Source organism: Amycolatopsis sp. TNS106 (assembly GCF_019330265.1).
Taxonomy (GTDB): Bacteria; Actinomycetota; Actinomycetes; order Mycobacteriales; family Pseudonocardiaceae; genus Amycolatopsis; species Amycolatopsis lurida.
In genome coordinates this window covers 4,805,925-4,825,810 of sequence record NZ_CP024972.1, presented here as the reverse complement: position 1 = coordinate 4,825,810, position 19,886 = coordinate 4,805,925, and the positions used below count along the sequence as shown (strand labels likewise).

16 protein-coding genes are annotated in these 19,886 nt (G+C 68.9%); 15 read left to right on the top strand and 1 reads right to left on the bottom strand.

Annotated elements, in window-relative coordinates; genetic code table 11:
- Nucleotide 1: 1 nt before the first annotated feature.
- From CVV72_RS21675 to CVV72_RS21655, 5 genes are all read left to right on the top strand, one after another.
- Nucleotides 2-814, top strand: a complete 813-nt coding sequence (locus tag CVV72_RS21675; RefSeq protein WP_370641807.1) for a class I SAM-dependent methyltransferase — start codon at nt 2-4, stop codon at nt 812-814.
- 20 nt (nt 815-834) lie between these two features.
- Nucleotides 835-1,980 carry a glycosyltransferase gene (locus CVV72_RS21670; RefSeq protein ID WP_219145544.1) on the top strand — a complete coding sequence of 382 codons (1,146 nt, stop codon included), beginning with the start codon at nt 835-837 and terminating at the stop codon, nt 1,978-1,980.
- Nucleotides 1,981-2,012: 32 nt separating this feature from the next.
- On the top strand, nt 2,013-2,834 hold the full coding sequence (locus CVV72_RS21665) for a PIG-L deacetylase family protein (protein ID WP_219145543.1): 822 nt from the start codon (nt 2,013-2,015) through the stop codon (nt 2,832-2,834).
- A gap of 13 nt (nt 2,835-2,847) precedes the next feature.
- Nucleotides 2,848-4,656, top strand: a complete 1,809-nt coding sequence (locus tag CVV72_RS21660) for a glycosyltransferase family 39 protein (protein WP_219145542.1) — start codon at nt 2,848-2,850, stop codon at nt 4,654-4,656.
- A 63-nt stretch (nt 4,657-4,719) separates the two neighbouring features.
- Entirely contained in the window at nt 4,720-5,760 is a 1,041-nt protein-coding gene (locus CVV72_RS21655; protein ID WP_219145541.1) for a methyltransferase, read from the top strand.
- Between the two features lie 384 nt (nt 5,761-6,144).
- On the opposite strand, the gene CVV72_RS21650 is transcribed toward CVV72_RS21655, so the two are convergent.
- Complete coding sequence (locus CVV72_RS21650) at nt 6,145-7,431, bottom strand: PLP-dependent aminotransferase family protein (protein WP_219145540.1); 1,287 nt, start codon at nt 7,429-7,431, stop codon at nt 6,145-6,147.
- A 170-nt stretch (nt 7,432-7,601) separates the two neighbouring features.
- On the opposite strand from CVV72_RS21650, the gene CVV72_RS21645 reads away from it, so the two are divergent.
- The 10 genes from CVV72_RS21645 (at nt 7,602) to CVV72_RS21600 (ending at nt 19,624) form a co-directional block, all read left to right on the top strand.
- Nucleotides 7,602-8,432 (top strand): alpha/beta fold hydrolase, encoded by an 831-nt coding sequence (locus tag CVV72_RS21645; protein ID WP_219145539.1) that lies wholly within the window; start codon nt 7,602-7,604, stop codon nt 8,430-8,432.
- Nucleotides 8,429-10,165, top strand: coding sequence for an amino acid adenylation domain-containing protein (locus tag CVV72_RS21640; protein WP_219145538.1), 1,737 nt, complete (start codon nt 8,429-8,431; stop codon nt 10,163-10,165). The genes CVV72_RS21645 and CVV72_RS21640 overlap by 4 nt, the downstream gene beginning before the upstream one ends.
- A 14-nt stretch (nt 10,166-10,179) precedes the next feature.
- Complete coding sequence (locus tag CVV72_RS21635; protein WP_219145537.1) at nt 10,180-11,370, top strand: cytochrome P450; 1,191 nt, start codon at nt 10,180-10,182, stop codon at nt 11,368-11,370.
- Nucleotides 11,371-11,472: 102 nt separating this feature from the next.
- Nucleotides 11,473-12,534, top strand: coding sequence for a 4-hydroxyphenylpyruvate dioxygenase (gene hppD, locus CVV72_RS21630; protein ID WP_219145536.1), 1,062 nt, complete (start codon nt 11,473-11,475; stop codon nt 12,532-12,534).
- Entirely contained in the window at nt 12,531-13,601 is a 1,071-nt protein-coding gene (locus CVV72_RS21625; protein WP_219145535.1) for an alpha-hydroxy acid oxidase, read from the top strand. The genes hppD and CVV72_RS21625 overlap by 4 nt, the downstream gene beginning before the upstream one ends.
- A gap of 5 nt (nt 13,602-13,606) precedes the next feature.
- A complete protein-coding gene (locus CVV72_RS21620; RefSeq protein WP_219145534.1) occupies nt 13,607-15,016 on the top strand; it encodes an NDP-hexose 2,3-dehydratase family protein in 1,410 nt (469 codons plus the stop codon).
- Between the two features lies 1 nt (nt 15,017).
- Complete coding sequence (locus CVV72_RS21615; protein ID WP_219145533.1) at nt 15,018-15,986, top strand: NAD(P)-dependent oxidoreductase; 969 nt, start codon at nt 15,018-15,020, stop codon at nt 15,984-15,986.
- Nucleotides 15,983-17,092: a DegT/DnrJ/EryC1/StrS aminotransferase family protein gene (locus CVV72_RS21610; protein WP_219145532.1), complete on the top strand. Its 1,110-nt coding sequence runs from the start codon at nt 15,983-15,985 to the stop codon at nt 17,090-17,092. The genes CVV72_RS21615 and CVV72_RS21610 overlap by 4 nt, the downstream gene beginning before the upstream one ends.
- A gap of 16 nt (nt 17,093-17,108) precedes the next feature.
- Nucleotides 17,109-17,726: a dTDP-4-dehydrorhamnose 3,5-epimerase family protein gene (locus CVV72_RS21605; RefSeq protein ID WP_219145531.1), complete on the top strand. Its 618-nt coding sequence runs from the start codon at nt 17,109-17,111 to the stop codon at nt 17,724-17,726.
- Between the two features lie 194 nt (nt 17,727-17,920).
- Nucleotides 17,921-19,624 (top strand): glycosyltransferase family 39 protein, encoded by a 1,704-nt coding sequence (locus tag CVV72_RS21600; protein ID WP_219145530.1) that lies wholly within the window; start codon nt 17,921-17,923, stop codon nt 19,622-19,624.
- The last annotated feature ends 262 nt before the right edge of the window (nt 19,625-19,886 follow it).

Genomic DNA, 19,886 nt, shown 5'->3' with positions numbered 1-19,886 from the left:
AATGTCCGATCTGGCTGCAGCACCGCACGAGAACCGGCAGATGGCGCAGTGGTTCGGCGCCGACGCCGAACGGTACGACCGCGCCCGGCCCACCTATCCCGAAGCACTGGTCGATCGGCTCGTCTCGATGAGCCCCGGCAAGAACTTCGTCGACGTCGGCTGCGGTACCGGCCTTTCGTCCCGCCCGTTCCAGGCGGCGGGCTGCACGGTGCTCGGCGTCGAGCCGGACGCGCGGATGGCGGAGGTCGCCCGCAGGCGGGGGCTGGACGTCGAGGTCGCCAAGTTCGAGGACTGGGACCCGGCGGGCCGCACCTTCGACGCGGTCACCTCGGGGACCGCCTGGCACTGGGTGGACCCGTTCGCGGGCGCGGCCAAGGTGGCGGACGTACTCGTCCCCGACGGGCTGATCGCGTTGTTCGACAACGGTTTCGAGCTGCCGGAGGCGGTCATGACGGCACAGGGGGAGGCGTACCGGCACGCCATGCCGGACGTGAAGTTCGAGCCGCCGCCCAAAAAGGACGAAGATGTCGAGGAGTACGTGCAGCAGGTCTACGCCAAGCAGTACGTGAAGGCCGCCGAAGGCATCCTCCGGACCGGCGCGTTCAGCGATCCGGAGGAACTGCGTTTCGAGTGGTCGCGAGTCTGCACGCGGGACGAATGGCTGGACCAGATCCCGACGCAGGGCGGGCTCAACCACCTCGCGGAGGACGCGCGCGCCCGGTTCCTGGCGTATCTCGGTTCGGCCATCGACGAAATCGGCGGCTCGTTCACCATCGACTACGCCACGGTCGGCATCGCCGCGGTCCGGCGCTGAAGTACACCAGGGGATACGAAATGCGCGTGTTGTTTTGGTCGTACGGAACCCGCGGCGAGGTCGAACCGCTGGTGGCACTGGCACTGCGGTTGCGCGAACTCGGTGACGAGGTGCGGATGTGCGCGCCACCGGACTACACGGGACGGCTGGCCGAGGTCGGCGTGCCGCACGTCGTGGTCGGCAAGCCCGTGCTCGCCGAAGCGGGTGCGCTGGGCGGTCCGCCCGAATCGCCCGAGGCCGCGATCGCGGGGATCGCCGAGCAGTTCGACAAGATCCCGGCGGCCGCCGAAGGTTGTGACGCGGTGGTGGCGACCGGCCTGTTGTCGGGCGCGATCGGTGTCCGTTCGGTGGCCGAGAAGCTGGGCATCCCGTACTTCTCCGTCGTTCCCTCGCCGGCGCTCGTGCCGTCGCCCGAACACCGGGGCATGTACAACAACGGCGCCGACGGGATGTTCGGCGGCGCGCTCAACGAACTTCGGGCTTCGATCGGCCTCCCGCCGGTGCAGCACCTGTACGACTTCAGCACCACCGACAAACCCTTCCTGGCGGCGGATCCACTCCTGGCGCCGGCGACCGACGGTGTCCGGACCGGCGCGTGGATCCACCCCGACGATCGTCCGCTTTCCGCTGAGCTGGAGGCATTTCTCGCGGGCGGCGAGCCGCCGGTGTACCTCGGTTTCGGCTGTTCGCCCGCTCCCGCCGATATCGCCAAGGTGGCCGTCGAGGCGATCCGCGCCCAGGGGCGCCGGGTCGTTCTCTCCCATGGCTGGGCGGGTTTGACGCTGCCCGACGACGGCGCTGACTGCCTGGCCGTCGGCGAGGAAAACCTGCAGGCGCTCTTCGGCCGCGTGGCCGCCGCAGTCCATCACGGCGGCACCGGCACGACACATGTGGCGGCACTGGCGGGAGTCCCGCAGATCGTGGTCCCGCAGATCGCGGACCACCCGCATTTCGCCGCCAAGGTGGCCGAACTGGGCATCGGGGTGGCCCACGACGGCCCGAACCCGACGGTCGAATCGCTTTCCGCGGCGCTCGTCACGGCGCTGGCCCCGGAAACCTCGGCCCGCGCGAAAGCCGTCGCCGGCACGATCCGCACCGACGGGACGACGGTGGCCGCGGAATTCGTGCGCGCCGAAGTACGGGCGCTGTCCAGGCTCACAAGTTGAAGCCCGACAAGGCGGTGACCAAAATCAGCACCATGCCTCAAGACCCCGGCGTGACCCGGCTGCTGGCGATCTCCCCGCATTTGGACGACGCGGTCCTTTCGCTCGGGGCGAGTCTCGCCCAAGCGGCGCGGGACGGCGCGGAGGTGCTCGTCAACACGGTCTTCGCCGGAACGGCACCGCCTCCGTATTCCGCGGCGGCGGAGCGAATGCACGCGGTCTGGGGTCTTTCCCCCGGCGGCGACGCGCCGCTCCATCGCCGGACCGAGGACATCGCCGCGCTCGCCCACCTGGGGCTGGCGTACCGGCACGGCCGGTTCCTCGACTCCATCTACCGGCGGCGGCCGGACGGCCGGTGGCTCACGGATCACATGGAGGGCGGGCAAAAGCTCGCGGTGGCCCAGGATTCACCGGGCGATGACGGTCTCGTCGCCGAGATCGAGGACGACATCAAGGCGATCGTCGCCGAGTTCGAGCCGACGCTGATCGTCACGTGCGCGGCCGTCGTCGACCATCCCGACAACCTGGCCACCCGGGACGCCGCCTTGTCCGCGGCGCGCGCGACGAATGTTCCGATACGGCTGTGGGAAGACCTTCCCTATTCCATGTTCAAACCGGGAACGATCGCACTCCCCGCCGGTTTCCGGCTCGGCACTTCCGAATTCGAATCCGCCACAGCGGAGACCTGGAAACGGAAACGCGAAGCCGTCGAGTGCTATTCTTCGCAGCTGACGATGCTCAACGGCAGGAACAAGAATTTGTTCGAGAGGCTGGACGAGCACGCGCGGAAGAATTCGCCGCGGGGCGGATTCGGCGAAACCAGCTGGCCCGTTCTCCTCGACGACAACAACGGTTAAGCGAGGTACCGGAGTGTCCGCAACACTCACCCATCTGCCGTCACCGTCACCGGACCCCGCGCCCGAGGGGGTGCGCGCCCGCTGGGCGTTCTGGCGCTCACCCGCCGATCAGCCCCGGTGGGCCCGGCCGGCGCTGCTGGGCATCGCCTTCGTGGCCTTGGTGCTCTATGCCTGGAACCTGCCGAGGGTCGACTTCGCGCCGCTGTACTCGGATACGGCCAAGAGCATGTCCGAGAGCTGGAAGGCGTTCTTCTACGGCACCGTGGACCCGGGCGCGACGTACACGCTCGACAAACTCGCCGGATCGTTCGCGCCGCAGGCCATCTCGGCCAAGATCTTCGGCTACCACGAATGGTCGCTGGCGCTGCCGCAGGTGATCGAGGGTGTCATCTCGGTACTGGTGCTGTACCGGGTCGTGCGGCGCTGGGCGGGCGTGGTGCCCGGCCTGCTCGCCGCCGGCATCTTCACCCTCACCCCGGTGCTCGCGTCCATGTTCGGGCACAGCATGCAGGACGGCCTGCTGACGATGTGCCTGGTGCTCGCCGTCGACGCCTATCAGCGCGCTGTGCTCGAGGCGCGGCTCCGGTCGCTGGTCTTGGCCGGTGTCTGGGTCGGCATCGGCTTCCAGGCGAAAATGGTGCAGGCGTGGATGATCCTGCCCGCGCTGGCGATCGGTTACCTGCTCACCGCCCCGGTCGAGCTGCGCCGCCGGGCGAAGCACCTGGCGCTCGCCGGTGTCGTGACGCTGGCGGTTTCGCTGTCGTGGATCGCGCTCTACACCTTCACCCCGGACAGCTCCCGCCCGCATATCAGCGGCACCACGAACAACAGCGCCTTCGCCATGGTGTTCGGCTACAACGGCCTCGGCCGCGTCGGCATCCACCTGCCCGGCGCCGAGGACCCCAACGGCCGCGGTGGCCTTCCGTCGCTCGGCCCCGGCGGTCCCGGTGGCGGACCTGGTGGACCCGAGGGTGGTCCTGGCGACTTCCCCGGCGGCCCTGGTGGACCCGAGGGCGGTCCGGGTGACGGCCCTGGCGGCCGCCCCGGGGATCCTCAAGGCCCCGGTGGTGGTCAGGGCCTGGACGAGAACGGGAACTTCGGGACCAAGCACCAGGACGAGCAGAACGGGGACTTCGGCCCCAAGGCCGAAGGCGGCCAGCCCCTCGGCCCCGGCGGTCCCCAGCCGGACGAGTCCAAAATGGAGACTCGAGCGGACCCGATGGGGGCGACCAAACTGCTCGACGGTCACCTCGGCGTCGCGATCGCCTGGCTGTTCCCGCTCGCCCTGCTGTCCCTGCTGTGCGGGCTCTGGTGGTGGCGCCGTGCCGAGCGCACCGATCCGGTGCGCGGCGGGCTGGTGATGTGGGGCGTCTGGCTGGTGACCTTCCTTTTCGTCTTCAGCGCGAGCGCTGTCGCGCACACCGCGTACGTGGCCTCTCTCGCTCCGGCGATCGCCGCGCTTTCCGCGTTCGGCATCGTCACCTTCTGGCGGGCGTACCACAACGGCGGCAGGCAGGGCTGGATCCTGCCGATCGCCATCGCGGCGGAGCTGGCCTGGGGCGCCTGGTTGTGGTCCCATTACCCGAACTTCCTGCCGTGGGCGAAATGGGGCACGCTGGTGCTCGGCGTGGCCGCCCTCGTCGTGCTGATCGTGGCCCGAACGCGTGAGAACGTTTCGAAATCACTGGTCACGGCCGCCCTCGTCCTCGGTGTCGCGGCGATGATCGCCGCGCCCGCCACCTATGCCTTCTCCGTACTCCATCCCGATTACTCCGGCAGCTCTTTCGACGCCAATGCCGGGCCGGCGTCCGGCTCCTTCTGAGGCGGGCCGGTGTCGTTCTCAACGTCTGCGGAAATCTCCGCCGGCCGGAAAGGAAAACTGCCGATGCAGGAATCGCTCGACTCCACCGAGGTTCACCGTCGTTTCCAGCTGATCGCCAACGGTCCCGCCCTGTTCAACGCGGTCGTGTCCGGTATCGAGCTGGACATCTTCGACTTCCTGGAAGAGCGCGGCGGCGCCGACGCGGCGGCACTCGGTGAGTTCACCGGCCTGGAGCCGCACAAGATCCGGGTGCTGATGCTCGCCCTGGCCACCACGGGCCTGATCGAGAAGCGGGGCGTCGACTATGTGAACCACCCGGTCGCGACCGAACTGCTCGCCACGAGCGGCCCGGAGAGCTGGCAGCACATCCTGCTCAGCTGGAAGACCATCTACTACCCGGCGTTCGCGCGGATGACCTCCGCGCTGCGCGCCGGCACCAACGAGGCCCTCGACGCCCTCGACGGCCCCGGGGACACGCTGTACGCGCGGCTCGGCAACGACCCGGAAAAGGCGCGGATCTTCTACACGGCGATGTCGGCGTTCTCGCTGCAGACGATGCCGGGACTGCTGGAGCACATCGACGTTAAGTCGTCGCGGCACCTGCTCGACGTCGGTGGCGGCGACGGCACCACGGCGGCGGCCCTGCTGAAGGCCAACCCCGGCCTCAAGGCCACGCTGCTCGACCTGCCCAGCAGCGTGGAGCTGGCCGAACAGCGTGTGCCCACCGAGGTCACCGACAGGCTCACCCTGCACCCGGCCGACTTGCTGACCGACGCGTTCCCCGGGGGCCCCGACCACGCCCTGTTCAGCCACGTGCTCGACACCTTCACGGCCGAGCAGTCCGTCATGCTGCTGGCCAAGGCGTACGAGGTGCTGCCGTCCGGCGGCAAGATCTCGATCTACGGTTTCGCGGCCGCGGACGACGAGACCGGCGGCCCGCTGTCCGCACGGCTTTCGCTGTACCTCAACATTCTGGCCACCGGACGCGGGATGGCCTGGCCGCAGGCCGAGGCGTCGGCGTGGCTGAAGTCCGTCGGCTGCGTCGACGTCCGGTCGGTGGAGTTGCCGTTCGAGCACGCGTTGGTGACCGGCACCAAGCCCTGACCGGGTCCCCAGCCCGTGTCGCGAAAGCCACTTTCGGGACGTCTGATGTCGCGAAAGTGGCTTTCGCGACGTGCTCTATCTGCTGCGAGTCCGTGAAGGACCCCTTCACGGACTTGTGACTGGTCCTCTCGTGGCGGGGTGTGTGGAAATAGGGACGTTCAACGTCTCTATTTCCACACACCCCTCACGCAATGTCACCTTGGCGCTTTTCGGCTGGCGAGCCAGTCGTGCTTCCGGGCGCGCGGGGCTCTGAGTCGCGAGCCAGTCGCTACGAAAGTCGTCCACGAAGGAATCGGGACGTCCCAAATCCTTCATAGACCAGAACGCGAAAAGGCCCCCATCCAGAAGCAAAAGGATGGGGGCCTTTCCCGTACCAGAGCGACCTCAGGGAAGCCGCGGAGTGATGAGCGCCGCGAGCCGCGCGACACCCTCCTCGATCAGTTCCGGCGTGAGCAGGCTGATCGACAGCCGCAGCTGGTGGAATCCGCCCTTGCCGCCGTAGAAGTGGTGCATCGGCGTGAACAGCACCCCGTGGTCGCGCGCGGCGACCTCCAGCAGTTCGTCGTCGACGACGAACGGGACCGTGACGGTGACGAAGAAGCCGCCGGTCGGGGTGTTCCAGCTGACGCCGGCGCACGAGCCGAGCCTGCGGTCGAGTTCACCCAGCGTCAGGTGCAGATTGCGCTGGTAGATGGCGATTTCCCGCGCGTTGGCCTTGGTGAGGCTGAAGTCGTTGAGCAGGAGTTTCCCGGCGATCACGGCTTGGGCGATGGGGGAGGTGTTCACCGTGAGCATGCCCTTGAGCTTCGAAAGCTGGTCGGCGTACAGGCCGCCGTCGGCCATCCGCTGATCCGCCACCGCGAAACCGACGCGGGCGCCGGGCATGCCGGTCTTGGCGAAGGAGCCGATGTAGACCACGGAACCCGACCGGTCGAGGGACTTCAGCGAGGGCAGCCGTTCCGAGCCGAACAGCCCGTACGCGTTGTCCTCCAGGAGCAGGATCCCGTTCTGTTCCGCGACGTCGAGGAGACGGTGCCGGGACGGCAGATCCATGCTCGTGCCGGTGGGATTGGCGAAGTTGGGGGTCACGTAGCAGGCCCGCACCCGCTTGCCCTGCTCGTCGGCCCGCTTCAGCTGGAGGACGAGGTCGTCCGGGTCGATGCCGTTCTCGGTCGAGCGCACCGGCCAGACGGGGGTGTCGGTGAGCAGCGCGGCCCCGGTCAGCCCGACGTAGGTGGGGGCGGGCGCGAGCAGGACGTCGCGGTCGCCCGCGCGCAGCGTGCGCAGGACCAGGAACATGGCCTCCTGCGCGCCGACGGTGACGACGACGGATTCCGGGGCGGCGTCGATGTTCTCGTCTTCCGCGATGTTCCTGGCGATGAGATCGGCGATGACGCCCTTGGTGGTGCCGTATTGGAAGAGTGTGCGGGTCACCCCCGCCTCGTCCAGTTTTCGATCTTCGCGCAGATGTGCGCAATAGGCGTCGAGGTACTCGTGAATGAGCCGGATGTCGAAGAACTCTTCGTACGGCCGGCCTGCCGCCATGGAAATGGCCACAGGGTATTCGTCGATCAGTTCGTTGAGCAGATTCATCGACGAGATGGCCGGATCGGTGAGCGATCCATGCAGCGTTTCCACGTTCAAGTGAGTGGACAGACCGTTTGAATCCATGAATACTAGGATTTCCATACGCCGTTCAGGTGTCAAGAACAGGCCGTGGACGCCATTTTCGGAGAATGTCCATCGCCGATGGTTCGGACACTCGATCCCCGAAGGTACGGTCGGCTCCGCGCCCCCTCATCGAATCCCGGCGCAGCGGCCATTTTCCCTCAAGGAGCATCATGCTGATGACAACCGAGAACGGGATCCGGTTGTCCTACAACGACTGTGGTGACGGCCCGCCTGTCCTTCTGCTGACCGGCACCGGCGCGCCGAGTTCGGTGTGGGACCTGCATCAGGTTCCCGCGCTCCGTGCCGCCGGTTTCCGGGTGATCACCATGGACAACCGCGGCATCCCGCCGAGCGACGACGGCGCGGGCGGGTTCACGATCGCCGACCTCGTCGACGACGTGGCCTCCCTGATCGAATATCTCGACGCCGTGCCCTGCCGGGTGATCGGCACGTCGATGGGTTCGTACATCGCGCAGGAACTCGCGCTCGCCCAACCGGAACTGCTGGATTCTGTCGTGCTGATGGCGGCGTGCGGCAAGAGCAGTCTCGTCCAGCGGGAGCTCGCCGAGGGCGAGGCGAAGCTGATCGAGCAGGGCATCGAGTTGCCGCCGGGTTTCCTCGCCGCCGTCCGGGCCATGCACAACCTGGGGCCCGCGACCCTCGCCGACGACGACGCCGCGGCCGACTGGCTCGACCTGTTCGCGGCGTCCGGGGCGTGGGGACCCGGTGTCCGGGCCCAGTTGTTGGTGAGCGCGTTGCCCGACCGCCACGACGCCTACAAGGCGATCAAGGTGCCCTGTCACGTCATCTCGTTCGAGCATGACCTCGTGGCGCCCCCGGCCGGCGGACTGGAGCTGGCCTCCGCGATCCCCGGCGCGACGTACCGCACGATTCCCGAGTGCGGGCATTTCGGTTACCTGGAGAACCCGGAAGCGGTGAACCGCGAGCTGATCCGGTTCCTCCGCGCCGGATCGCGCGAGACACTGGGAGAGACCGTATGACCGTCCTTTCGGCGGCCACGACACCCGAACTGTTCGAGGCGACCGCGGCCGTCCTGCCGGATCGGCAGGCGGTGGCGATGGACACCACCACCCTCACCTACGCCGAGCTGAACGGGGAGGCCAACCGGCTCGCCCGGCGGCTCGTCGCGCACGGTGTCGGCCCGGAGCGGCTCGTCGCGCTGGCGATGCCGAGGTCGATCGAGTTCGTCATCGCGATCCTGGCCGTACACAAGGCCGGTGCCGCCTACGTGCCGGTCGACCCGGACTATCCGGAGGAGCGCAAGCGGCAGATGCTGGACGACGCGGCCGCGCACTGCCTGCTGTGCCTGCCGGGGCAGGACGTGGCCGGTGCCCCCGTCGTCCTGAGCGTGGAACGGGAACCGGGACTGTCCGAGCCGAACCTGGACGACCGGGACCGCCTCGGCCCGTTGCGTCCCGACCACCCGGCGTACGTCATCTACACCTCCGGTTCGACGGGGCGGCCGAAGGGCGTGCTGGTCACGCACCGCGGGATCCCGAACCTGGCCGACGACTACGTGCGCCGTCAGGAACTGGGGCCGGACAGCAGGTTGCTGGCCTTCGCCTCGCCCAGTTTCGACGCCGCGGTCGCCGAGTTCTGGCCGATCTGGCAGGCGGGTGGCTGCCTGGTGCTGGCTTCCGCGCCGGACCTGGTCCCCGGCGAGCCGCTTTCCCGGCTGGTGCGCGACCAGCGCATCACCCATGTCACGTTGCCGCCGTCCGCGCTGGCGCCGCTGGAGGAGTCGGGCGGCCTGCCCGCCGGGCTGACCCTCCTGGTCGCCGGCGAGGCGTGCCCCGCCCCGGTCGCGAAACGCTGGGCGGTGGACCGCGTGATGATCAACGCCTACGGCCCGACCGAGACCACGGTCGCGGTCACCGCGAGCGAGCCGTTGACCGGCGAGGAGACGCCGCCGATCGGCAGGCCGATCACCGGTGTCCGCACGTACGTCCTGGACGATCGGCTGCGGCCGGTCGAGGACGGCGACGTCGGCGAGCTGTACACCGTGGGGCCGGGCTTGGCCCGTGGTTATCTCCGAAGAGCGGCCGCGACCGCGGAACGCTTCCTGCCGGATCCCTTCGGTGCGCCGGGCGGGCGCATGTACCGCACCGGGGACCGGGTCCGCACGCGCCCGGACGGCCAGCACGTCTTCGTCGGCCGGGTCGACGACCAGCTGAAGGTGCGCGGCCACCGGATCGAACCGGGCGAGGTCGAGGCCGCGTTGCTGGCGGTCGACGGGGTGGCCCAGGCGGTGGTGGCCGAGCACGAGAACCGGCTCGTGGCCTATGTGGTCGGCGCCGGTGGCGAGCGCGTTCCCGCCGAGCGGCTCCTGACGCCGCTTCGTGCGCGGCTGCCCGGATATCTCGTGCCCGACGTGATCGTCGGCTTGCCGAGCCTGCCGGTCTCGCCCAACGGCAAGATCGACCGGGTCGCCCTGCCCACTCCCGAAGAGGAGCACGCCGGACGCGCGGCGGCGGGCCGGGAACCGCTCACTCCCACGGAGATCATCCTGGTCGAGCTGTTCGCCGAAGTGCTCGGCGTCAGCAGTGTCGGCGTGGACGACAGCTTCTTCGAGATCGGCGGTCACTCGCTGCTCGCGACCCGGCTCGTGAGCCGCATCCGGGAACGCCTGAAGATCCGGCTGAGGGTGCAGGCGTTCTTCGACGCGCCGACGGTGGCCCGGCTGGCCAAGGTGCTCGACGGCGCACACACCTGATCTGGAGACCATTCATGCAGACGACGACAGCCGTCGACCTCGGAAATCCCGACCTCTACACGACGTTGGACCGGCACGACCGGTGGCGTGCCTACGCGGCGGAAGACGCGATGGTGTGGAGCGAACCCGGCAGCTCACCCGGCGGATTCTGGTCCGTGTTCTCGCATCGTGCGTGTGCCGCGGTGCTCGGGCCGTCGGCACCGTTCACTTCGGAATACGGGATGATGATCGGTTTCGACCGCGATCATCCCGACAACTCCGGTGGCCAGATGATGGTGGTCTCCGAACAGGATCAGCATCGGAAGCTGCGCAAGCTGGTCGGGCCGCTGCTGTCGAGGGCGGCGGCGCGGAAGCTGTCGGAGCGGGTGCGGGCCGAGGTGTCCGGAGTCCTGGACCGCGTGCTCGACGGCGAGGTGTGCGACGTGGCCGCGGCGATCGGGCCGCGGATCCCCGCCGCCGTCGTCTGCGAAATCCTCGGTGTGCCTGCCGAGGACCAGGACATGCTCATCGACCTGACCAACCACGCGTTCGGCGGTGAGGACGAGCTGTTCGACGGGATGACCCCGCGCCAGGCGCATACCGAGATCCTCGTCTATTTCGACGAACTGATCTCCGCGCGCCGCGCGAGCCCCGGCGAAGACCTCGTCAGCACCCTGCTTTCCGACGACGAACTGTCGATCGACGACGTCCTGCTCAACTGTGACAACGTGTTGATCGGCGGCAACGAGACGACGCGGCACGCGATCACCGGCGCGGTGCACGCTTTCGCCACCGTGCCGGGGCTTGTGGCGCAGGTGCGGGACGGGGACGTGGAAGTCGACACCGTCGTGGACGAGGTCCTGCGCTGGACTTCGCCCGCGATGCACGTCCTGCGCGTGACGACCGGGGAGGTCAGCCTCAACGGCCGCGACCTCGGCCCCGGCACGCCGGTGGTCGCGTGGTTGCCCGCGGCGAACCGGGATCCCGCCGTGTTCGAGGATCCCGACACGTTCCGCGCGGGGCGGAAACCCAATCGGCACATCGCTTTCGGGCACGGTATGCACCACTGTCTCGGGTCCGCGCTCGCGCGGATCGAGCTGGCGGTCGTGCTGCGCGAGGTGGCCGAGCGGGTGTCCCGAGTGGAGCTGACGAAGGAGCCGTCCTGGTTGCGGGCGGTCGTAGTGCAGGGCTACCGGGAACTCCCGGTGCGGTTCACCGGCCGCTGACCGTCCTTTTCGGACTGAACTGTCAAGCGGACACCATTGATGGGGAATGGGCTTCGCGCCATCCTGTGCATGAGGATCACATCTATTCCACGGAGGAATGTCTTGTCTGCTCACGAAAGCACGCAGAATTTCGAGATCGACTATGTGGAAATGTACGTGGCCGACCTCGAGGCCGCCGCGTCCGGCTGGATGGACAAGTACGACTTCTCCGTCGCGGCCACGGACCGGTCGGACGACCACCGGAGCGTGACGTTGCGGCACGCCGAGATCGTCCTGGTCCTCACCGAGCCGCTGACCGACCGGCACCCGGGGGCGACCTACCTGCAGACCCACGGTGAAGGGGTGGCGGACATCGCGCTGCGCACTCCCGACGTGGCCGCCGCCTTCGAGGCCGCGGTGAAGGCGGGCGCGCAGCCCGTCCGCGAGCCGGAGAAGCGCGCGGACTCCGTCGTCACGGCCACCGTCAGCGGTTTCGGCGATGTCGTGCACACCCTGGTCCAGAGCGACGACACCGAGGTGTCGACGGCGGTCGTCCGCGGCAAGGGCGGCGTGGACCTGAACGCCATTGACCACTTCGCGGTCTGCCTGAACGCCGGCGACCTCGCCTCCACGGTGGCGTACTACGAGCGCGCCCTCGGGTTCAAGCAGATCTTCGAAGAGCACATCGTGGTCGGTGCCCAGGCGATGAACTCCACCGTCGTGCAGAGCACCTCCGGTGCGGTCACCCTCACCCTGATCGAGCCCGACAAGACCGCCGACCCCGGCCAGATCGACGACTTCATCAAGGAGCACCACGGCTCCGGTGTCCAGCACATCGCGTTCACCAGCCCCGACGCGGTCCGCGCGGTCAAGGAGCTTTCCGCGCGGGGCGTGGAATTCCTGAAGACCCCGGACGCCTACTACGACCTGCTCGGCGAGCGGATCGAGCTGGAGACGCACTCGCTGGACGACCTGCGCGAGACGAAGCTGCTCGCCGACGAGGACCACGGCGGCCAGCTGTTCCAGATCTTCACCGCTTCCACGCATCCGCGTAAGACGATCTTCTTCGAGATCATCGAGCGGCAGGGCGCCGGCACGTTCGGCAGCTCCAACATCAAGGCCCTGTACGAAGCCGTGGAGCTGGAGCGCACCGGGCAGAGCAAGATCGGCCCCGCCCAGCGATGACCCCGCTCTGCCTCGACGACCTCGAACGTGCCGCCCGGGCGGCCCTCCCCGGCGAGATCTGGGATTTTCTCGCCGGGGGCAGCGGGGCCGAGGCCTCGCTGGAGGCCAATCGCACCGCGCTGGAGCGGATCTTCGTGATCCCCCGGATGCTGCGCGAGCTCTCCGACGGCACCACCGAGGCCGAGGTTCTCGGCCGGCGCGCCGCGCTTCCCGTGGCGGTCGCGCCGGTCGCGTACCAGCGGCTGTTCCATCCCGAAGGCGAACTCGCGGCGGCACGGGCGGCGCGGGACGCCGGCGTGCCGTACACGATCTGCACGCTCAGCAGTGTCCCGCTGGAGGAGGTCGCGGCCGTCGGTGGACGGCCGTGGTTCCAGCTTTACTGGCTGCGCGACGAAAAGCGGTCGCTGGAGCTGGTGCGCCGCGCGGAGGACGCCGGCTGCGAGGCGATCGTCTTCACCGTCGACGTGCCGTGGATGGGACGGCGGCTGCGGGACATGCGGAACGGTTTCGCGCTGCCGGAATCGGTGACGGCGGCCAACTTCGACGCCGGCGCGGCCGCGCATCGGCGTACCGAGGGGCTTTCGGCCGTCGCCGACCACACCGCGCGCGAATTCGCCCCGGCCACTTGGGAATCCGTCGAGGCCGTCCGCGCGCACACGGACCTTCCGGTGGTGCTCAAGGGGATCCTCGCGGTCGAGGACGCCGTGCGGGCCGTCGACGCGGGAGCCGCCGGGATCGTGGTGTCCAACCACGGAGGCCGTCAGTTGGACGGCGCCGTACCGGGGATCGCGATGCTGGGCGAGATCGCGGACGCGGTCTCCGGCGGCTGCGAAGTATTGCTGGACGGCGGGATCCGGGCCGGCGGGGACGTGCTCAAGGCCCTCGCCCTCGGCGCGTCCGGTGTCCTGATCGGACGGCCGGTCATGTGGGGACTGGCCGCGGACGGCCAGGAGGGCGCCCGCCAGGTGCTCGACCTGCTCGCCGTCGAACTCCGGAACGCGATGGGCCTGGCGGGCTGCGATTCGGTGAGCGCGATCCGGCGGTTGAGCACTCGGTACGAAAGGTGAGGTCCATGCTGCCCCTTCTCGCACCCCGCGCGGTGCGCCCTCGCGACGACCGCGATCACGCGGACCGCATCGCGTTGTCGGCCGCGACGACCGACGGGGTCCACATGCCGACCAAGGACGTCCGCCTGTGGATCGACGAACGCCGTGAGGCCAACGTCTTCCACGTCGAACGCATTCCCTTCGCCGAGCTCGACCAGTGGCGGTTCGAGGACGTGACCGGGAACCTCGTGCACAGCAGCGGGCGGTTCTTCGCCATCGAGGGGCTGCACGTGGTCGAGGCCGACGGCCCCCACGGCGACGGCCCGTACCGCGAATGGCGGCAGCCGGTCATCAAACAACCCGAGGTGGGCATTCTCGGCATCCTGGCCAAGGAGTTCGGCGGTGTCCTGCATTTCCTCATGCAGGCCAAGATGGAGCCGGGGAACCCCAACCTCGTGCAGCTCTCGCCGACCGTGCAGGCCACCCGCAGCAACTACACCAAGGCGCACGGCGGCACGAACGTCAAACTGATCGAGTTCTTCGCCCCGCCCGACCCGGAACGGATCATCGTCGACGTCCTCCAGGCCGAGCAGGGCTCGTGGTTCTTCCGCAAGTCCAATCGGAACATGATCGTCGAGACCGTCGACGACGTGCCGATGTGGGACGATTTCTGCTGGCTCACCCTCGGCCAGATCGCGGAGCTGATGCACGAGGACGAGACGATCAACATGAACGCCAGGAGCGTGTTGTCCTGCCTGCCGTACCACGACGAGGCTCCTGGCGCGCTGCTGTCCGACGTCCAGCTCCTGTCCTGGTTCACGAACGAGCGTTCGCGCCACGACGTGCGCGCGCGGCGTATCCCGCTCACGGACGTCTGCGGCTGGAAACAGGGCGTCGAAGCGATCGAGCACGAGGACGGCCGGTACTTCAAGGTCCTCGCGGTCGCGGTGAAGGGCAGCAACCGCGAGAAGATCAGCTGGACCCAGCCGTTGCTGGAATCGGTCGGCACGGGGGTAGTCGCGTTCCTCGTCCGCGAGATCGACGGCGTGCCCCACGTGCTGGTGCACGCCCGCGCCGACGGCGGATTCCTGGACACCGTCGAGCTGGCGCCGACCGTCCAGTGCACGCCGCAGAACTACGCGCATCTGCCCGCGGAGAGCCGCCCGCCCTTCCTCGACTTCGTGCTGAACGCGCCGCGATCGCGGATCCGTTACGAGGCCATGCATTCCGAAGAGGGCGGCCGCTTCCTCAACGTCCGGGCCCGCTATCTCGCGATCGAGGCGGACGACACGGTCGAGGCCCCGCCGGGCTACGCCTGGGTCACCCCCGGCCAGCTCACCGCGCTCACCCGGCACGGGCACTACGTCAACGTCGAAGCCCGCACCCTGCTCGCCTGTATCAACGCCGCGACGGCGCAGCCGCAACGAGAGGCATGAAATGAAGCAGATCACCGTCCTCGGGGCCTCGGGTTTCGTCGGCTCGGCCGTGACGCGCGCGCTGGCGCGGCAACCGATCCGGTTGCGCGCGGTGTCGCGCAGGGGGCTCACGCCGCCGTCGGACGGCCAGGCCGAAACGACCGTCGTCGCCGCCGATCTCACCGACCGCGCCGCGCTGGCCGAAGCGGTCGCGGGCTCGGACGCGATCGTGTACCTGCTCCTCGCGGACGGCGGCTGGCGGGTCGCCGAGACCGAAGAGGCCGAGCGCGTGAACCTGGGCGTGATGCGGGATCTCGTCGACGTGGTCGACGGGAAGCCGCTGGTGCTCTACGGCGGTGCCGCGTCGCAGGTCGGGGTGCCGCCCCGCGAGCCGATCGACGGGAGCGAGACCGACGAGCCTGGCACCCCGTACGACCGGCAGAAACTGGCGGCGGAACAGGTCCTCAAGCAGGCCACGGCCGACGGCCGCGTGCGCGGGATCAGCCTGCGGCTGCCCACGGTGTTCGGCGAGACGCTGACCGAGGGCGCGAACTCCGACCGCGGCGTCGTGTCGGCCATGGCGCGGCGCGCGCTCGACGGGCAGGACCTCACCATCTGGGGCGACGGCACCGTGCGGCGCGATCTGGTGCACGTCGAGGACATCGCGACCGCGTTCACCGCGGCGCTGGCCGCCCCGGACGCGCTGGTCGGCGGACACTGGCTGCTCGGCGCCGGCCGGGGAGACCAGCTGGCCGACGTCTTCCGGCTCGTGGCGAAGGAAATGGCCGAGCACACCGGACGAGGCCCGGTGGACGTGCTCTGCGTCGAGCCTCCGTCGCACGCGCCGTCGACGGATCTCCGCAGCGTCACCATCGATTCCTCGCCGTTCCGGGCGGTCACCGGCTGGCGTCCGGAGATCTCACTGCCCGAAGGAGTGCGTCGCACCGTCGCCGCGCTGACCACCCCAGTTCACGGAAAGGCTCGCACATGACCACGCGCGTATGGGACTACCTCGCCGAATACGAGACCGAACGGCTCGATCTGCTGGACGCGGTCGAGACGGTCTTCAACTCGGGGCAGCTCGTGCTCGGCGCGAGCCTGCGCGGTTTCGAGACGGAATTCGCGGCGTACCACGGCGTCGGGCACTGTGTCGGTCTCGACAACGGGACGAACGCGATCAAGCTCGGCCTCCAGGCGCTGGGCGTCGGTCCGGGCGACGAGGTGATCACGGTGTCGAACACCGCCGCCCCGACCGTCGTCGCCATCGACGGCACCGGCGCCACCCCCGTGTTCGTCGACGTCCGCGAGGACGACTTCCTGATGGACACCGGCCAGGTCGAGGCCGCGATCACCGAACGCACCAAATGCCTGGTGCCCGTGCACCTGTACGGCCAGTGTGTGGACATGGCGCCGCTGAAGGCACTCGCCGCGAAGCACGGACTGTCCATTTTGGAGGATTGCGCGCAGGCTCACGGCGCCCGGCAGAACGGCACTATCGCGGGCACGACCGGTGACGCGGCCGCGTTCTCCTTCTATCCCACCAAGGTGCTCGGCGCGTACGGCGACGGCGGCGCGACCCTCACGTCCAGCGAGACCGTGGCCGCGAAGCTGCGCCGGCTGCGGTATTACGGCATGGAGGAGCGCTACTACACGGTCGAGACCCCTGCCCACAACAGCCGGTTGGACGAGGTCCAGGCCGAGATCCTGCGGCGCAAGCTCAAGCGGCTCGACGCCTACACCGCGGGCCGCCGCGCCGTCGCCCAGCGCTACGTCGACGCTCTCGGCGACACCGAGTTGAAGCTGCCGAAGACCGTTCCCGGCAACGAGCACGTGTACTACGTGTACGTGGTGCGGCACCCGCGCCGCGACGAGATCCTCGAACGCCTCAAGGCCTACGACATCCACCTCAACATCAGCTACCCGTGGCCGGTGCACACCATGACCGGGTTCGCCCACCTCGGTTACGAGAAGGGTTCGCTCCCGGTCACCGAGAAGCTGGCAGGCGAGATCTTCTCGCTGCCGATGTACCCCGCGCTCTCGCCCGACCTGCAGGACAAGGTCGTCCACGCGATCCGCGAAGTGCTGTCCACCCTCTGACCACAGGAGCAAAACCGTGCAAGCACGCAAACTCGCCGTCGAAGGCGCGCTCGAGTTCACTCCGCGCGTCTTCCCCGACGACCGGGGCCTGTTCGTTTCGCCGTACCAGGAGGAGGCGTTCATCGAGGCCCACGGCGGCCCGCTCTTCCCGGTGGCGCAGACGAACCACAGCAGGTCGAAACGCGGTGTGGTGCGGGGCATCCACTACACCGTGACACCGCCGGGCACCGCGAAGTACGTCTACTGCCCTCGCGGCAGGGCCTTGGACATCGTGGTCGACATCCGCGTCGGCTCGCCGACGTTCGGCAAATGGGACGCGGTCCTGATGGACCAGGAGAACTTCCGGACGATGTACTTCCCGGTCGGTGTCGGCCACGCCTTCGTGGCGCTCGAAGACGACACCGTGATGTCGTACATGATCTCCTCGCCCTACGTGGCGGAGAACGAACTCGCCCTCTCGCCGCTGGACCCCGCGCTCGGCCTGCCGATCGACACCGACGTCGTGCCGATCCTGTCCGAGCGCGACACGGCGGCACTGACGCTCGGCGAGGCGGAGGGGCAGGGGATGCTCCCCGACTACAACGTCAGCCTGGAAATCGAACGGCGGCTGTCCGTTCTTCCGCTCTCCGTCTGACCTTTTCTTCATCCGCCCGGCCGACGAGGGCCATCACGGACCCGACTCGGTGCCGCCGAACCGGCGGCGCCGACCGTGATGGCCCTCGAAGGCGCGGGCGCCCGGCCGGGTAATCGATATCCAGGGCGGGCCGGGCGCACCGGCCCGCCGGGGGAAGGACGCCGAACTTGACGACCGATGGCCTTCAGCCGTCAATGGACACTTCGAAGTGGATCGCCTGGGTGCGGCGGCACCAGCGGTGGCTGCTGGCGGGCGCCGTGCTCGCCCTGCTCACGCAGATGGCGATCGCGATGATCACGACCGCAGTGGAACAGTCCCCGACCATCGACGAGCCGGTCTACGTCGGCACCGCGGTGGTCTACCTCGAAGAGCACAGCCTGCGGTACAACCCCGAACATCCGCCGCTGGGCAAGCTCATCATCGCGACCGGGGTGGCCTTCACCGATCCGAAGGTCGCCCCCGGCTTCAACGGGCATGAGTGGGAGCTCGGCAAGCACGTCGTCTACGAGGCGGGCAACGATCCGGAACGGCTGATGCTGTTCGCGCGGCTGCCGGTGATCCTGCTGACGTTGCTGTTCGGGCTGGTCGTCTTCGCGTTCGCGTCCGATCTGGCAGGCCGCGCCGGCGGGCTGCTGGCGCTCACCCTGTTCACCTTCTCGCCCGACGTCATCGCGCACGGCTCCCTGGCGACGCTCGACGTGCCGGTGGCCGGGTTCCTGCTGACGTCGGTCTGGCTGGTGTGGCGCGCCCGGCGCCGCCCAGGCCTCTACCTCCCGCTCGCCGGGCTCGCGCTCGGCGCGGCCACGGCCACGAAAGTGCTTTCCCTGGTGGCGGTTCCGGTGCTGATCCCGCTGGCCGTGCTGTCCGTCTGGCATGCCCGCCGCGCCCGCGGGCTCGACCTGAAGGCTCCGGCCATGCTGATCGGACGCGGCCTGCTCGCGGCCGCCGGGATGGCGCTGATCGCGATCGCCGTCGTGTGGGCGTCCTACCTCGTCGTGGACCCGAAGCTGCGCTGGGAGACGCCGGAGGGAATGCAACCGCTCCACGGACTGCGCACCCTCGTCGACTGGCTGCCGTTCCCGCAGCCGCTGAAGGACGGGATGCGGTTCCAGTTCGAACTCGAAGACCACGTGTGGCACAACTTCCTGTTCGGCAGGCACTACACGGGATCGCTCTGGTACTACGGCCCGGCCGCGTTGCTGGTGAAGACACCGCTGGGCGCGCTGGCGATCTGGCTGGCGGGCGCCGCCGTGCTGCTGTCGGTCCGGAAGTTGCGCCCGGCCGCGCCGTACGTGCTCCTCCCGACGGCCCTGCTGATGGCCACGGCCATGGTCATCGTCCGCGACAACGGCGTGCGGTACCTGGCCTTCGCGCCGATGTTCCTCGCCGTCGCGGCGGCCACGGTGGTCGTCGTCCGCGGACGGTGGGTGAAGGCGGCCGCGGTGCTCGTGGTGGCCTTCGCCGCGGTCAGTTCGCTGATGACGTTCCCGTACTACCTCCCGTACTCCAACGAGGCGTTCGGCGGCCCGGAGAACACCCATCGGTACCTGCTGGATTCGAACGTCGACTGGGGGCAGGATCTGGGCCGCCTGGCGGATCGCCTGAAGAAGGACTACGCGGGAGAGCGCACCTGGCTCGTCTACCAGGGAAGCGGTTTGCCGTCGCACTACGGTATCGACGCCGCCGATCCGCTCACGGTCCCGGCGGACCAGGTGCACGGGGTGCTCGCCGTCTCGGATTCCGCGGTCCTGGGGGCTTTCTCCGACCCGATGGGCGGTGGTGGCACCGGGGGAGGCGGCCAGCCGGGCGGTGCGACCGGCGACCTGGCGGCGCTGATCGCCGGCAGCTCGCCGGTGGAGCGGGTGGGCCACTCCATGACGATCTACCGCCGTCCGTGAGTGCTTGACCCCGCCGTTCGTTCCGTGAAGGCCTCCTTGAGGGACTCTGGGTCCCTCAAGGAGGCCTTCACGGACAGCCGCCCTCCATGACGCGCGGTCGGTCCACTCGCGACACGTTCCATCCGGTCCTGAATCGTGAGCCGGTAACGGTTTCCGGGGCTTGGACGCGTTGACCATCGAGATCCGCGAAGCCTAATTTCGGAATTGTCCACTGAGATCCGCGAAAGGTGAGACCAATGCCCGCTGCGCAGGTCAAGCAGCT